Source organism: Amycolatopsis kentuckyensis (assembly GCF_002155975.1).
Taxonomy (GTDB): domain Bacteria; phylum Actinomycetota; class Actinomycetes; order Mycobacteriales; family Pseudonocardiaceae; genus Amycolatopsis; species Amycolatopsis kentuckyensis.
Map to the genome: position 1 here is coordinate 1 of NZ_MUMI01000420.1, position 13869 is coordinate 13869.

The following is a 13869-nucleotide window of genomic DNA, read 5'->3' on the forward strand; positions in this document are numbered from 1 at the left end:
CCGGCCCCACCTGCGCCGGCGCCGCGGACCTACCGCGACCGGAACGTCTTCCGGTACGCACTCGGGCTGACCCGCACGATCTGCGCGAACTGCACCCGGAAGTTGCTCGGCGACGGAAAGCCCACCTGCCCGGCGATCCGGTCGACCGTGTGGTCGGTCAGTTCCAGCAGTTCCTGGGCGTGCCGGATCCGCACCCCGGTCAGCCACTGGATCGGGCTCTGCCCGGTCTCCGCGTGGAAGTGCCGGGTCAGCGTGCGCGTGCTCATGCCCGCCGCGCCGGCGATGTCGGCCAGCGTGAGCGGGCGGTGGGCGTTCTCCTCGATCCAGCCGAGAGCCTTCTCCAGCGTCGCGGTCCGGTACGTCGGCCGGTTGCGCAGGATGTACTGCCCCTGCCCGCCGGTGCGCTGCAACGGCGCGACCGCCAGCCGCGCGGCGTCGGCGGCGACCGCGGCGCCGTAGTCGCGCTCCACGATGTGCAGGCACATGTCCAGCCCGGCCGACGCGCCCGCGGACGTCAGGATCCGGCCATTGTCCACGTAGAGCGCGTCCGGGTCGACCTCGACGGCGGGGTACCGGCGGGCCAGCTCGTCGGTGGCGAGCCAGTGCGTGGTCGCCCGCTGCCCGTCGAGCAGGCCGGCCTCGGCGAGCGTGAACGCGCCGACGCAGATCGAGGCGACCCGGGTGCCGCGCGCCACCGCGGCCCGGAGGAACTCCGCCACGCCGTCGGGGGTCGGCCGGTCCGGGTCGTTCCGCCCGGGGACGACGACGAGGTCGGCGTGCGCCACCTCGTCGAGCCCCACCTCGACGGTGAGCCGCAGCGGCCCGGCGCCGACCACCGGCTCCGGGCCGGCGACGACGATCCGGTACCCCCCGCGACCGTCCGGCAGCCGGACCCGGCCGAGCGTTTCGATCGGCGTGGCCAGGTCGAACGCGATCACGTCGTCGAGGGCCAGCACCGCAACCGTGTACATGCCGCCACCGTACGCCGCGTGGCGTGATCCAGTCGGTCGGCTACTTTTCGGCCATGCGCCGGCGGACGGTGCGTTCGAGGATGCCGAGGGTGGCCTTGAGGGCGGACGCGGGGACCACCGGGAAGGTGAGGCGCCGCTTCCACTGCTCGGCGATCTCCGACCAGTCGTAGTAGGACGTGACGCGGGTGCCGCCCTCGGCCGGCTCCAGCCGGTAGCCGTAGACGTGGCGGACGTGCGTCCCGGTCCGGCCCTCGACGGTCCAGGCGATCTCCTCGTTCGCGACGAGCTTGGTGATGACCACCTCGACGTCGTACTTGCCGAGGGGAACGTCCCCGAGCGCGTCCCGGTCCATGTGCACCAGGAACCGGTCGCCCGCCTGCCGCACCGGTTCCCCTTCGGCGGCCATGAGCATGCCCGAAGCGTCGATGTCCACGTGCCCCTGCGGATCGGCCAGGACCGCGAAGACGGCCTCGGCGGGGGCGGGGACGAGCCGGGAAACCTCGACGCGTTCGGGGCCCGGGGTTTCCGCCGTGGCGGTCAGAACCGCCCGGCCGAGGACGTGCCCGGCCATGGTGAAGCCGAGCACGGCCGGGGTGGCCTCGGCGGGGACGCCGATCGAGGCGACGTCGAGGGCGTGCACCACGAAGAAGTAGCGGTGCGGGCCGTGCCCGGGCGGCGGGGCCGCGCCGAGGAAGCGGGCCTCGCGGGTGTCGCCCGGGAGCTGGAAAGCACCTTCCGGGAGACCCGAACCCGCGGTGTCCCCGGCACCCTCCGGCAGCTCGGTGACGGTCGCGGGGATGTCGGCGACCGCCCAGTGCCAGAACCCGGAGCCGGTCGGGGCGTCGGGGTCGTAGACGGTGACGGCGTAGCTCTTCGTGCCCGCCGGGGCACCGCTCCAGGACAGCTGCGGCGAGACGTCCTTCCCGGACCGGTGCTCGGGCGGCAGGGCGGCGCCGTCGGCGATCGTGGTGCTGGTGACGGTGAAGGAGGGCACCTCGGGCAGGCGGGCGAACGGGTCGTTCATCGGATCACTTGTCTCCCTGGCTGGAACGTGGGCACCATCGACCATAGCACCGATAATCGATTATCTTGTCGATCGTCTATGCTGCGAGGGTGACCGAGACAGCCGCACCGGGCCGGCCGATGCTCTCCGAACAGGTCCACGCGCACCTGCGGGACGCGATCATGCGCGGGCAGTACTCCCCCGGCGAAGCCCTCAAACCGCAGGACCTGGCCAAGGAACGCGGCGTCAGCCTGGCCGTCGTGCGCGAGGCACTGGTCCGCCTGGTCGGCGACGGCCTCGCCGACCGCCTGCCCAACCGCGGCTTCGCCGTCCCGGCGTTCTCCGACCGCCGCTGGCAGGAAGTCGCGGAGGCCCGCCGGACGGTCGAACCGCTCGTGCTGCGCCTGTCCCTCGAGCGCGGCGACCTCGCGTGGGAAGCCCGGGTCCGGGCCACGCACCACCGGCTCGCCCGCACGCCGCCCGGCGAAGGCCGGCACTACAGCGCCGACTGGGCCGAAGCCCACCGGATCTTCCACCGCACACTGCTGGAGGGCTGCGGCAACCCGGTCCTCCTGGACACGTTCGACCGGATGTGGACGGCGAGCGAGCTGGCCCGCCGCTGGTCGGCCCACCGCACCCCCGGCCGCGACCACCTGGCCGAGCACGCCCTGCTGGAGCAGACGGCCTTGGCCCGCGACGCCGACGCCGCGGCCGAGGCCCTCACCCGGCACCTCACCTTGACCGCGACGGCCTTGGCGGGCGGCCCGGCGCCGGGGTGAGACCGGCCGGCCGCGCGCACTCAGCCCAGAGCGGCGTCCATCGACCGGACCGGGATCGCGTTCAGCGCCGCCAGCGTCTCGCCGTCGAGCTCGATGTCCGCCACGGCGAGGTTGGCCTCGAGGTGCGGCGCGCTCGCGGTACCCGGGATGAGGTGCACGTTCGGGGCGCGGTGCAGCAGCCAGGCCAGCCCGACCTGCGCCGGCGTCCACCCCGACGTCCGCGCGACCGCCTGCACGGCGGGCTCGTCGGTCACCTTCGGCAGGCCCGGGAACGCCCCGCCCAGCGGGAAGAACGGCACCCAGGCGACGTCTTCCGCGACGCACAGCTCCACCATGTCCTCGTCGTCGCGGCCGAGGAGGCTGTAGGCGTTCTGCACGCAGGCGATCCCCGCCGGAAGGGCCCGGCGCAGGACGTCGAGGGTGACCGCGCTCAGCCCGATCGCGCCGATCTTGCCTTCGTCACGCAGGGCCGTCAGCACCGCGAGCTGGTCGTCGAGGCCGACGCGCTGGTCGCCCTCGGCGAGCACACCGGGCCGGCGGTCGGCGCGCCGCAGGTTGACCAGCGGGATCCGGTCCAGCCCGAGCGCGCGGAGGTTGTCCTCGACGCTCGCGCGCAGCTCTTCCGGTCGCTGCGCCAAGCGGAGCGGGATCGGGCCACCGGGGTCCGGGTCGGCGCCGACCTTGGTGGCGATCAGGACGTCGTCGCCGGAACCGAGGGCCTCGCGGATGACGCCGTTGACGAAGCCGTTGCCGTAGAACTGGGCCGTGTCGACGTGGTCGACGCCGAGTTCGACGGCGCGGCGCAGGAGGGCGATCGCGGCCGCGCGGTCGCCGTGCAGGCGCTCGAGCTGCATCGCGCCGTAGCCGACGCGGGAGACGGTGCGGCCGGCGAGCGCGCCGCGTTCGGGAGATGACATGGGTGGTCCCCGTCCTCGTGCGATGATGGCAAAGCGGAGGAGCCTCCGCTCAAGCCGACCGTAGCACAACCGGAGGTGCCTCCGTTTTGTCTTCGCCCGACCCGGCCCGGCCGGTGCGCTCGGACGCGCGCCGCAACCGGGACAAACTCGTCGCGGTCGCCCGGGCCGCGTTCGCCACCGCCGACGGAACCGTCGCGCTCGAAGCCGTCGCCCGCGAGGCCGGCGTCGGCATCGGGACGCTCTACCGGCACTTCCCGACCCGCGAAGCGCTCGTCGAAGCCGTGTACGCGGCGGAACTCGACGACGTCACCGACAGCGCACCGGCCCTGCTCGACGCACTGGCGCCCGAGGAAGCCCTCCGCGCATGGATGGATCGCTACGCGGCGTTCGTGGCGACCAAGCGCGGGATGGCGGACGTCCTCCGCGCGAGCGTCGCGTCGGGCCGCATCGCGACGCCGGCCACGCGGCAGCGCATCACCGCCGCGATCGGGGCGATCCTCGACGCGGGCGCGAAAGCGGGCACGCTACGCCCGGGCACCGACCCGGAGGACGTGACCTTGATGCTGCTCGGCGTGTTCTTGTCCACAGCGGACGAACGCGACCCGGCACGAACCGGCCGGATGCTCGACCTGATCGTCGACGCGCTCCGCGTGCATCCCTGAAGCCGCGGTCAGCCGCGCGGCTTCGCGGTCGCGAGCGAGAGCACCGCCAGCACCGTGTTGACCGCGGAGATGGCGACGGTGAACTTCGCCGCCTTGCCCTGGAGTTCGCCGCGGGCTCCGGCGTAGGCGGCGGCCGCCGTGTCCGTGGCGTGGATCAGGACCGCCTGCCGCAGGATCCGGCGGGCGGCGGGGTCGTCCGCCTTCAGCAGCAGCAGGTCCGTCCCGAGGACCAGGGTGCGGATGCCGAACATGCGCGCGGGGTAGCCGAACCGCCGGTCCTCCGCCGGCGCGCTGCCCAGGCTCGCCGCCATCCGGCCGGGCGCGAGCAGCCCGACCGCGCCGTTGAAGATCCGCACGCAGGCCAGCGCTTTCCGCGCGGCGTCACCCGGTTCCATCGGTCCACCTTCCCGTCCGGCCCCGGCATCTTCAAGCCGTTTCGCGAAATTCGACAGCGACTCTCCTCATTGGAGTGACGCCGCCCTCTTTCGCGGTGCGCGGATGGACGGGTGATCACCGCCCGGCATAGGGTCCGGCGGGGCCGGCCGGCCCGGCGGAGCGAGGGAGCGGGCATGGTGGCATCCGGCGAACCGGACGTGATCGTCGTGGGGGCCGGCCTGGCCGGGCTCGTCGCGACCCACGAACTCGTCAAGGCGGGCAAGCGGATCCTGGTCCTCGACCAGGAGAACCGCAACAACCTGGGCGGCCAGGCGTTCTGGTCGTTCGGCGGGCTGTTCTTCGTGGACAGTCCCGAACAGCGCCGCCTCGGCGTGCGCGACTCCCCCGAGCTCGCGCTCCGGGACTGGCTCGGGTCCGCCGGGTTCGACCGCGACGACGAAGACCGCTGGGCCCGCCGGTGGGCCGAGGCTTATGTCTCCTTTGCCGCGCACGAGAAGTATGCCTACCTGCACGACCTGGGACTGCGCCTGACCCCGGTGGTCGGCTGGGCCGAACGCGGCGACGGGACGGCGACCGGGCACGGCAACTCCGTCCCGCGCTTCCACGTCACCTGGGGCACCGGCCCGGAGGTCGTGCGGGTGTTCGCCGAACCGGTGCTGGAGGCCGAACGGCGGGGGCTGGTCGAATTCGCCTTCCGGCACCAGGTCGACGAACTCCTCGGCGACGGCGAAGGCGTGCACGGCGTCCGGGGCACGATCCTCGCCCCGGCCGACGCCGAACGCGGCGTCGCCACCTCCCGTGAGCCGGCGGGCACCTTCGAATTCCGGGCCGCGGCAGTCCTCGTCGCCTCCGGCGGCATCGGGCACAACCACGACATCGTCCGCGCGAACTGGCCGGTCGACCGGCTCGGCCCGGCGCCGGAGACGATGATCCGGGGCGTGCCGGCCCACGTGGACGGCCGCATGCTCGGCATCAGCGAGCGGGCGGGCGCGCGGCTGGTGAACCGGGACCGGATGTGGCACTACACCGAAGGCGTGCACAACTGGGACCCGATCTGGCCGGACCACGCCATCCGCATCCTCCCCGGCCCGTCGTCGATGTGGTTCGACGCGACCGGCCGCCGCCTGCCCGCCCCGAACTTCCCCGGCTTCGACACGAACTCCTCGCTGAAGGCGATCCTCGCCACCGGCTACGACTACTCGTGGTTCGTGCTGACCCAGTCGATCATCGAGAAGGAGTTCGCGCTCTCCGGTTCGGAACAGAATCCCGACATCACCGGCAAATCCGCCGCGGAAATGCTGCTCAGCCGGGTCAGCAAGGGCGCGCCGGCCCCGGTCGAGGCGTTCAAGAAGCACGGGGCCGACTTCGTCGTCGCGGACACCCTGCCGGATCTGGTGGCCGGCATGAACCGGATCGCGCGCGGCCCGCAGCTCGACGTCGCGGACCTGGAACGCCAGATCGCCGCCCGCGACAGCCAGATCGGCCACCGGTACACCAAGGACTTCCAGGTGATGGCCATCGCGAACGCCCGCCGCTACGTCGGCGACAAGCTGGTCCGCGTGGCCAAGCCGCACCGGATCCTCGACCCGGCCCACGGCCCGCTGATCGCCGTCCGGCTCAACATCCTCACCCGCAAGACGCTGGGCGGCATCCAGACCACTTTGGACTCCCAGGCGCTCGACGCCACCGGAACGCCGATCCCCGGCCTGTACGCGGCGGGCGAGGTGGCCGGCTTCGGCGGCGGAGGCGTACACGGCTACAACGCGCTGGAAGGCACCTTCCTCGGCGGCTGCGTGTTCTCCGGGCGGGCGGCGGGCCGGGCCATGGCCCGCCGGTGATCGCCGCGGTGCGCCGGATGCGGTGAGCCCGGAACCGCCGCCGTCGCGGACAGCAGTTCCGGGCTCGCCGTGCCCCGGCGGGGGGGTCGCGTGCCGATCAGGACGCGGAGACGGAATAGCTGTTGGACGTGAAGTTCAGCCCGCCCGAAGACGACGTGATTTCGAACCCGAACTGCACTTCGCCGAGGGTCACGTCACCGAACCAGCCGCGGGCCTTGATCCAGTTCAGCACCGCGAGGACGTCGACGGTGCCGGCGTTCGTGTTCGACGTGCGCAGGAACGAGAACACCGCGTTCGAACCGTTCGATCCCTTGTAGACGTCCCAGGTGTGGCCGCCGACGCTCACCGTCGTCTGCTTGCTGCCGAGCGGGCCGACCGCGCCCTGCTTGTTGACCCACAACATGATTTCGTAGGCGTTGTTGTTCGCCCAGATGTCATACGCGGTCTCGTACGCGCCGCTGCCCGGGCGGCTCACGTTGAAGCTGCTGGACACCTGCCGCAGCGAGCTGAGCGTCCGGCCGACGTTCTTCGCCGAGTGCGGGTACGACTTGATCCCGCCGGTGTTCGGGTGGTCGGCCCACACTCCCCAGTTGCTGTAGGAGTTCGCCCAGATCGACTGCGGCCCGGCACCGCTGCCCCAGACGTCGTTGCGGACGGTGTAGCCGCCGTTGGACCAGGTCGCCCACTTGTCCGAAGACGACCAGGTGGCCGCTTCGGCCACCCCGGCGGTGGTCGCCACCACGGCGGCCGCGGTCAGTGAGACGAGGAGGGAACGCACCACGTTGTGCATCGATTCGTCCTTTCCCGATTTGCTCTGTGTCGAATCGTTTCGACGACTTATTCACCACCGGCGCGGCGTGAACGGGAGTGGGACGACTATCGCAGGCCGGTTGCGTACCGGTCAAGATACGGTGGGTGATTCACCGGCATTCGACCAGCATCGATCAGCTCGCCTCAACCAATACTTCGATGATTTCGATCTCAACAACGGCTTCGATTTTGTCGAATTGCACGCCGTTTTCGCACGCCACCGGGAGACGTTCACGAACCCCGCATTGTCGATGCGATTCGACAGTGCGGCCCGGCTCCGGCTTGACTCATGTCAGGTTCCTGACATACGGTGGTTGATGTCAGGAACCTGACATGAAGAGAAGGAGCAGCACCATGCCCGCCACCGGCCCCGACTTCGTCTCGCTCCAAGCGCGCGACCTCGCCGCTTCACAGGCGTTCTACGAGCAGTACCTCGGCCTCGTCCGCTCGCCGGCCGGGCCGCCGCACGCCGTCGTCTTCGAGACGAAGCCGATCGCGTTCGCCCTCCGGGACGTCGTCCCCGGCACCGATCTCGCCTCCGTGGCCCGGCCCGGCATCGGAGCCGCGATCTGGCTCCACGCCACCGACGTCCAGGCCATCCACGACGCACTGGCCGCCGACGGGCACCCCATCGTCTCCGCGCCGATCGACGGCCCCTTCGGCCGGACGTTCACCTTCGCCGACCCCGACGGCTACCACGTCACGCTGCACGACCGCACCTGACGTGCGGCGAGCCGCCTACCGCTTCGAGCGCGCTTCGGCGTCGCCGGCGAGCAGGAGGTAGGCGGCGGCCGTCCACGTGTAGGCGCGGTCGCGCAGGCCGTCCCCGGTCAGCGCGTCGAAGTTCTCGGCGAACCCGGACTTTTCGCACACCGCGCGGAATCGGGCGCTGACGCGGTCGGCGAGCTCCGTCGCGCCGGCACGGCGGAGGCCGTCCTCGATCAGCACGGTGACCGGGGCCCACACCGGGCCGCGCCAGTAGCCGTCCGCCTCGTAGAACGCGGACTCCGGCCGCTCGGTCGCCAGCCCGATGTCGGTCAGGTGCGCCTCCAGCCCGGCCACGACCTTGTCCCGGACCATCGGCGGGAGGTGCTCGCCGAGCACGATCGGCATCAGTTCCAGGAGGCTCGCCCCGGAGTGCACCGTCCCGGTCGCGGCCACGCGGCTGACGAACTTCGTGCCGTCCCACAGCTCGTCCAGCAGGGACGCCAGCAGGCTTTCCGCTTCGGCGTCCCACCGCGCGGCCGCGTCGGGATCCCCCTGCCCGGCGGCCAGCACGGCCAGTTCCTTCAGCTGCAGCACCAGGAACGCGGCGAGGTCGGGCGTCTGCACGAGCCGCCGCTGCGCGAACGGCGTCGCGTTGTCCCAGCCGCTGTCGTTGCCGTGTTCGTAGTGGGCGAACGGGCCGCCGGGCACGCGGCGGTGCTCGAGCCAGAACGTCGTCCACGCCGCCAGCTGCCGGTAGGCGAGCCCGGGTTCGGGCAGGCCACCGGGCAGGCGGCCGCGCAGCCGGCTCAGCGCCCAGCCGTGGATGGGTGGTTTGACGAAGTTGCGCAGCACCTCGGCGTGGGTGATCGAGTCGGGCAGCGCGCCCCGGTCGTCCTGGTGGTCGAAGACGACCTGGACCTGGTGCCAGGCCAGTTCCGGCCGTCCCCCGGCCAGGGCGAGCGCGGTGAAGCAGTGGTCCCAGCTCCACACCTTGTCCATCCAGTGCTTCGACATCAGCACGGCCGGACGGCCGACGAACCCGGCGGGCGCCACGATGGCCGACCAGAGCACGTAACAGGCGAGCTCGGCCGCCGGCGTGCGCTCGCCGCGCCACGGCGCCACGGCATCGGCGAAAGCGGCGAACTCCGCCCGGGCGGCGGCGACCACCTCGTCGAACGCCGAGGCCGCCGCGTACGGCGCACGCGCGCCGGGGAGTTCCTCGATCGCCACCTCCCAGGCGTCGCCGCTCACGACGACGGCCCGCTCGGCCGTCCCGAGCGCTTCGGCGCCGACGTGCCGCACGTGTCCGGAAAGGACGGTGACGCGGTAGCGGTGACCGGTTTCGTAGGAGGTGAACACGGCCGAGCCGTCGACCGGGTCGGCGAAGAAGTAGGTGCCGGTGAACGGGGTCAGCGTGAGCTCCGCCGCGCGGATCCTCAGGTCGAGACCGTGCCCGGCGATCCGGAGCACGTCCGGGCCCGCGAAGGCCGCGGTGACCCGCCGGTCCCCGGTTCCCCAGGTGAGCGCGGCCGGCGTGGCGCCGGCCGGAACGTCGGCCCGCTGCCCGCCGCTTTCGGGGACCAGCGCCAGGACGGCGTGCATGCCGTGGCGGTGGGACACCAGGTGCAGGTCGTCGGCGTAGGTGGCCTGGGCCACCACCGGGGAGACGTCGAACCACGATCCCGGGTGGCTGAACGGGATCTCCCGCAGCGAAAATTCGCCCGTGGGCACAGAAGCGTCCTTTCCGAGAGGGGGCTCAGTCCTTGACGGCGCCCGCAGTGACGCCGGCGGCGACGAACCGCTGCGCCAGCACGAGGAGCACGGCGGCGGGCACGGAGGCGACCACCGCCGTCGCCATGATGGAGTTCCACTCCTGGTTGTTGTTGCCGATGTAGCGGTAGATCCCCAGGGTCAGCGGCCGCATCGAGCCGCCGCCGTCGAGCGTCGCCGCGAAGACGAAGTCCGACCAGGCCCACAGGAACGAGAACAGCCCCGCGGTCACCACCCCGTTGCGGCTCGCGGGCAGCACCACCGACCAGAACGCGCGCACCGCGCCCGCGCCGTCGATCGTGGCCGCCTGGACGAGCTCGTCCGGCACTGTTGCCATGAACGAGGTCAGGACGAGCACGGCGAACGGCACCGCGATCGTCGAATCGGCGAGGACCAGGCCCCAGGCGGTGTTGGTGATCCCCAGCGAGACGTAGATGCCGTAGAAGCCCAGCGCCATGATGATGCCGGGGATCATCTGGGCGACCAGCAGCACGAACCCCAGTGCCCGGTGCCCGCGCGGGCGGAGTTTGGCCAGCGCGTAGGCCGAAGGCGCGGCCAGGGCGAGGGTCAGCGCCACCGTGCCGAGCGCGACGAACAGGCTGGTGGCGAAGTACGGGAGCTGTTCGCGCAGCACCCGCTCGTAGCCTTCGAACGTCGGCGCGGCGGGGAACCAGTCGGGCGGCGACTTGCGCATCCGCCCGGCCGGGGTCAGCGACACGTTGACCATCCAGTAGACGGGGAACAGCATGACCGCCGTGAGGACCAGCCCCACCGCGGTGCGCCAGCGGCGGATCACGCTTCCTCCTGCCTGCGCTGCGCGCGGATGTAGAGCAGCCCGGCGACCAGGGCCAGCAGGATGAGCACGTTGCCCACCGCCGCGCTGGGCCCGAACCGCGGCAGCATGCTGCCGAAGCCGAGCTGGTAGGACCAGGTGGCCAGGGTGGTCGACGCCCCGCCGGGCCCGCCCCGGGTCATGATCCAGATGACGTCGAACACCTTCAGCGTGTAGACCAGCCCCAGCAGCAGGGTGATCGCTGAGACCGGTCGCAGCAGCGGGAAGGTGACGTGCCGGAACCGCTGCCACGCGCCGACGCCGTCGAGCGACGCCGCCTCGTACACCTCGGCCGGGATGTTCTGCAGGCCGCTGTGCAGCACGACGAGGTTGAACGGCACGCCGATCCAGATGTTGGCGATGATCACCGAGACCAGCGCCCAGGACGGCGAGGTCAGCCAGTCGATCCGGCCGGCGCCGAACCAGCCCAGCACGGCGTTGACCACGCCGGACTCGCTGTTGAGCAGCCACGCCCAGGTCGAGCCCGAGACGATCAGCGGCAGCAGCCAGGGCACGAGGAACAGCGCGCGCAGCGTCGGGCCCAAGCGGAAGTTCCGGGCGAAGAACACCGCCATCGCCAGGCCGATGCCGTACTGGAAGAGCAGCGACGCGGCGGTGAAGACGAGCGTGTTGAGCAACGCCGTGCGGAACGTCGGATCGGCGAACACGCCCGCGTAGTTGTCGAACCAGACCAGTGGTGCCCCGCCGTGCACGAAGGTGCGGACGGTGTAGTTGCGCAGGCTGAGATCGATGTTCGTGACCAGCGGATAGCCGTAGCACAGCAGCAGGTAGGCGACGAGCGGGGCGAGGAACGCCCACGCGAGGAGCTGCTGCCTGCGGCGCCGCCCGGCCCGTCCGGGCGCTCGCGCTTCCGGACGGGCGGGGGCCTGCTGACGGGTGTCCAGCACGAGCCGGCCTACTTCGCCGACGCGGCGGTCGCCTGTGCGGCCGCCAGGGCGGTGTCCGGGGCCTTCGCGCCGGTCAGCGCGGCCTGCACGGCGCCCCAGAGCGGTTCGGAGATCCGCGGGTACCGGGTGCCGAGGTTGTCGCCGGTGCGGCCCTTCGCGACCTTGACCGCGTCGACCCACACCTTCAGCTCGGGCTGGGCGGCGACCTGCTTGTCCTGCACGGACGGCACGGCCGAGACGTAGGTCAGCGCGGTGTCGGAGTCTCCGACGTTGGCCGGGCTGGTCAGGCAGGACGCGATCTTGCCCGCGGTCTTCTCGGCGTCCGGGCTGCTCTGGGCGGGCACGGTGACGAACTCGCCGCCGGTCGGCGCCGGGGCCGCTCCCCCGGTGCGCGCCGGGATCGGGAGGACGCCGTACTCGAAGCCGGCCTTCTTCGCGTTCTGCAGCTGCCAGGTGCCGTTCTCGGCGAAGGCGTACTCGCCCGTCGCGAACTCCTGCCAGCTGGTGGTCTGCGTGTTGCCGACCACCGAATTCGGGGCGTACTTCTTGTCCAGCCACGACTTCCACTGCGCGAGCGCGGAGACGGCGTCGGCCGAGGCGAGGTCGGTCAGGTTCGCGCCCGAACCCCAGAACCACGGCAGGAACTGGAAACTGCCTTCTTCGGTGCCGATGGCGGAGAACGTGATGCCCTTCTTGCCGGCGGCGTGCACCTTGGCCAGCGCCGCGTCGAGGCTCGCCCAGTCCTTCACCGACGCCGGGTCGACGCCGGCCGCGGTCAGCACGGCCTTGTTGTAGTAGAGGGCGAGCGTGTTCGCCCCGATCGGGACGCCGTACACCTGACCCTTGACGTCGGCGGCGGCGAGCAGGTTCGGGGCCACCTGCGCGGCGTCGAGCCCGGTGTCCGCGTTGGACTTGAGCACCCCGCCCTCGGCCAGCGTGGAGACGACCGGGTTGTCGACGACGAGGACGTTCGGCGCGGTGTTCTGCTGTGCGGCGAGCAGCACCTTGTTGGTGAGGTCGGTCGTGTCGAACGCCTGCCGCGTGATCTTGACCCCGGCGTCGGCGCCGCACTTGTCGACGACCTTCGCCCACGCCGAGCTCGCGTCGAACTGCGGGTAGGGGTCCCAGACGGTGAAGGTACCGCCGGCCGCGGAGGGGGCCGTGCCGGAGGAGCAGGCGGCCAGTGCCGTCGCGACGACGGCCACCGAAAGCAGCCGGATGAGGGGGTGACGCTTCATGGGAGGTCCTTCCTGTCGGCACCTGCGACGACCTGGAGGCAGTCTCAGCATCATCGAACCGGTTCGATGCGGCGGGCGGCGTCACCGTAAACCGCGAGAGCACTCCTGCGCAATACTGCGTGTACTACGATCGAACCGGTTCTGAGCACCGGGGTCAGGAGTGGCATGAACATCGGGGAGATCGCGCGGCGCGCGGGGGTTTCGCGCAGCACCGTGTCGTACGCGCTGAGCGGCAAGCGACCGGTGTCGGCGGCCACGGTGCAGCGCATCAACGACGTCATCACCGAACTCGGCTACCGGCCCAACGCCAGCGCCCGTGCCCTGGCCGAGGGCCGCACGCGCACGCTGGGGCTGGTGGTCCCGCCGGCCAGCCGCCGGCTGACCGACGTCCAGCTGGGCTTCGTCGGCAGCGTCGTCGACGCGGCGGCGGCCCACGACCTCGACGTCCTGCTCTCCCCCAGCGGCGGCGACCACGACCGGTCGTTCGAGCGCATCGTGACCGGCCGGCGCGTCGACGGCGTGATCCTGATGGAGATCCTCCTCGAAGACCCGCGGGTCGAGCGGCTGAGCCAGGCGAGCCTCCCGTTCGTGACGATCGGCCACGTGGAGCACCCGGGCGCGTCCTGGTGGGTGGACGTCGACTACGGCGCCTTGATCACGCGCTGCGTCCACCACCTGGCCGATCTCGGCCACGAAGAGGTGGTGCTGATCAACCGATCGGCGGAGCTCGTCGCGGCGGGTTACGGTCCGGCTCTGCGCTCGGCGACGGGCTTCCTCGACGCGACGGCGGCCCGCGGGCTGACGGCCCGAACGGTGTGCTGCGCGGACGAAGCGGCGGCGGGCCTGGCCTGCTTCGAGGAAATCCGGACGCAGTGGCCCGCGGTGACGGCGGCGGTGACGATCAACGAAGCGGCCCTGCCGGGCGTCCAGCGCGCGTTGCACCGCGCGGGGCTCGAGGTGCCGCGCGACTTTTCGCTGACGGGAGTGATCGCGGAGCGCCTGGCGGAGGACTTCCACCCCCCGCTGACGGCGGCGGA

Annotated in this window: 14 protein-coding genes; 5 read left to right on the forward strand and 9 right to left on the reverse strand. The window is 71.8% G+C overall.

Annotation, left to right across the window (positions count from 1 at the left end; all coding sequences use genetic code 11):
- Positions 1-29 precede the first annotated feature (29 nt).
- Together CCN39_RS34450 and CCN39_RS34455 are read right to left on the reverse strand one after the other, a co-directional pair.
- A complete protein-coding gene (locus CCN39_RS34450; protein ID WP_086849167.1) occupies positions 30-971 on the reverse strand; it encodes a GlxA family transcriptional regulator in 942 nt (313 codons plus the stop codon).
- Positions 972-1011: 40 nt separating this feature from the next.
- Complete coding sequence (locus tag CCN39_RS34455) at positions 1012-1995, reverse strand: YbhB/YbcL family Raf kinase inhibitor-like protein (RefSeq protein WP_086849169.1); 984 nt, start codon at positions 1993-1995, stop codon at positions 1012-1014.
- Between the two features lie 119 nt (positions 1996-2114).
- Here CCN39_RS34455 and CCN39_RS34460 point away from each other — a divergent pair, with 119 nt between their 5' ends.
- Positions 2115-2753: a GntR family transcriptional regulator gene (locus tag CCN39_RS34460; protein WP_086849171.1), complete on the forward strand. Its 639-nt coding sequence runs from the start codon at positions 2115-2117 to the stop codon at positions 2751-2753.
- A gap of 20 nt (positions 2754-2773) precedes the next feature.
- Here CCN39_RS34460 and CCN39_RS34465 read toward each other — a convergent pair whose 3' ends face one another.
- A complete protein-coding gene (locus tag CCN39_RS34465) occupies positions 2774-3670 on the reverse strand; it encodes an aldo/keto reductase (RefSeq protein WP_086849172.1) in 897 nt (298 codons plus the stop codon).
- A gap of 86 nt (positions 3671-3756) precedes the next feature.
- Between CCN39_RS34465 and CCN39_RS34470 the strand changes: the two genes are divergently transcribed.
- Positions 3757-4332 (forward strand): TetR/AcrR family transcriptional regulator, encoded by a 576-nt coding sequence (locus CCN39_RS34470; RefSeq protein WP_086849174.1) that lies wholly within the window; start codon positions 3757-3759, stop codon positions 4330-4332.
- Between the two features lie 8 nt (positions 4333-4340).
- Here the strand turns inward: CCN39_RS34470 and CCN39_RS34475 are convergent, their stop codons facing one another.
- Positions 4341-4727: a hypothetical protein gene (locus tag CCN39_RS34475; protein ID WP_086849176.1), complete on the reverse strand. Its 387-nt coding sequence runs from the start codon at positions 4725-4727 to the stop codon at positions 4341-4343.
- Between the two features lie 174 nt (positions 4728-4901).
- Between CCN39_RS34475 and CCN39_RS34480 the strand changes: the two genes are divergently transcribed.
- Positions 4902-6566, forward strand: coding sequence for an FAD-binding dehydrogenase (locus tag CCN39_RS34480; protein WP_086849177.1), 1665 nt, complete (start codon positions 4902-4904; stop codon positions 6564-6566).
- A 97-nt stretch (positions 6567-6663) separates the two neighbouring features.
- Here CCN39_RS34480 and CCN39_RS34485 read toward each other — a convergent pair whose 3' ends face one another.
- Positions 6664-7356, reverse strand: coding sequence for a glycoside hydrolase family 12 protein (locus CCN39_RS34485; protein ID WP_086849180.1), 693 nt, complete (start codon positions 7354-7356; stop codon positions 6664-6666).
- A 374-nt stretch (positions 7357-7730) separates the two neighbouring features.
- Here CCN39_RS34485 and CCN39_RS34490 point away from each other — a divergent pair, with 374 nt between their 5' ends.
- Positions 7731-8099, forward strand: coding sequence for a VOC family protein (locus CCN39_RS34490; RefSeq protein ID WP_086849182.1), 369 nt, complete (start codon positions 7731-7733; stop codon positions 8097-8099).
- Between the two features lie 15 nt (positions 8100-8114).
- Here the strand turns inward: CCN39_RS34490 and CCN39_RS34495 are convergent, their stop codons facing one another.
- From CCN39_RS34495 to CCN39_RS34510, 4 genes are read right to left on the reverse strand one after another with little or no spacing between them, the layout of a single operon-like run.
- Positions 8115-9815 carry an amylo-alpha-1,6-glucosidase gene (locus CCN39_RS34495; RefSeq protein WP_086849184.1) on the reverse strand — a complete coding sequence of 567 codons (1701 nt, stop codon included), beginning with the start codon at positions 9813-9815 and terminating at the stop codon, positions 8115-8117.
- A gap of 25 nt (positions 9816-9840) precedes the next feature.
- Positions 9841-10650 carry a carbohydrate ABC transporter permease gene (locus CCN39_RS34500; RefSeq protein WP_086849186.1) on the reverse strand — a complete coding sequence of 270 codons (810 nt, stop codon included), beginning with the start codon at positions 10648-10650 and terminating at the stop codon, positions 9841-9843.
- The gene (locus CCN39_RS34505; RefSeq protein WP_434781145.1) at positions 10647-11591 is read right to left on the reverse strand and encodes a carbohydrate ABC transporter permease; all 945 of its coding nucleotides are present in this window, start codon (positions 11589-11591) and stop codon (positions 10647-10649) included. The genes CCN39_RS34500 and CCN39_RS34505 overlap by 4 nt, the downstream gene beginning before the upstream one ends.
- 11 nt (positions 11592-11602) lie before the next feature.
- Positions 11603-12832 carry a sugar ABC transporter substrate-binding protein gene (locus CCN39_RS34510; RefSeq protein WP_086849190.1) on the reverse strand — a complete coding sequence of 410 codons (1230 nt, stop codon included), beginning with the start codon at positions 12830-12832 and terminating at the stop codon, positions 11603-11605.
- A gap of 165 nt (positions 12833-12997) precedes the next feature.
- On the opposite strand from CCN39_RS34510, the gene CCN39_RS34515 reads away from it, so the two are divergent.
- A partial coding sequence (locus tag CCN39_RS34515; protein ID WP_086849191.1) for a LacI family DNA-binding transcriptional regulator occupies positions 12998-13869 on the forward strand: 872 nt, incomplete at its 3' end.

Bases quoted from the DNA above. Each gene is read 5' to 3' on its own strand.
- CCN39_RS34450 (WP_086849167.1), bottom strand. From the start codon at position 971: ATGTACACGGTTGCGGTGCTGGCCCTCGACGACGTGATCGCGTTCGAC.
- CCN39_RS34455 (WP_086849169.1), bottom strand. From the start codon at position 1,995: ATGAACGACCCGTTCGCCCGCCTGCCCGAGGTGCCCTCCTTCACCGTC.
- CCN39_RS34460 (WP_086849171.1), top strand. From the start codon at position 2,115: ATGCTCTCCGAACAGGTCCACGCGCACCTGCGGGACGCGATCATGCGC.
- CCN39_RS34465 (WP_086849172.1), bottom strand. From the start codon at position 3,670: ATGTCATCTCCCGAACGCGGCGCGCTCGCCGGCCGCACCGTCTCCCGC.
- CCN39_RS34475 (WP_086849176.1), bottom strand. From the start codon at position 4,727: ATGGAACCGGGTGACGCCGCGCGGAAAGCGCTGGCCTGCGTGCGGATC.
- CCN39_RS34480 (WP_086849177.1), top strand. From the start codon at position 4,902: ATGGTGGCATCCGGCGAACCGGACGTGATCGTCGTGGGGGCCGGCCTG.
- CCN39_RS34485 (WP_086849180.1), bottom strand. From the start codon at position 7,356: ATGCACAACGTGGTGCGTTCCCTCCTCGTCTCACTGACCGCGGCCGCC.
- CCN39_RS34490 (WP_086849182.1), top strand. From the start codon at position 7,731: ATGCCCGCCACCGGCCCCGACTTCGTCTCGCTCCAAGCGCGCGACCTC.
- CCN39_RS34510 (WP_086849190.1), bottom strand. From the start codon at position 12,832: ATGAAGCGTCACCCCCTCATCCGGCTGCTTTCGGTGGCCGTCGTCGCG.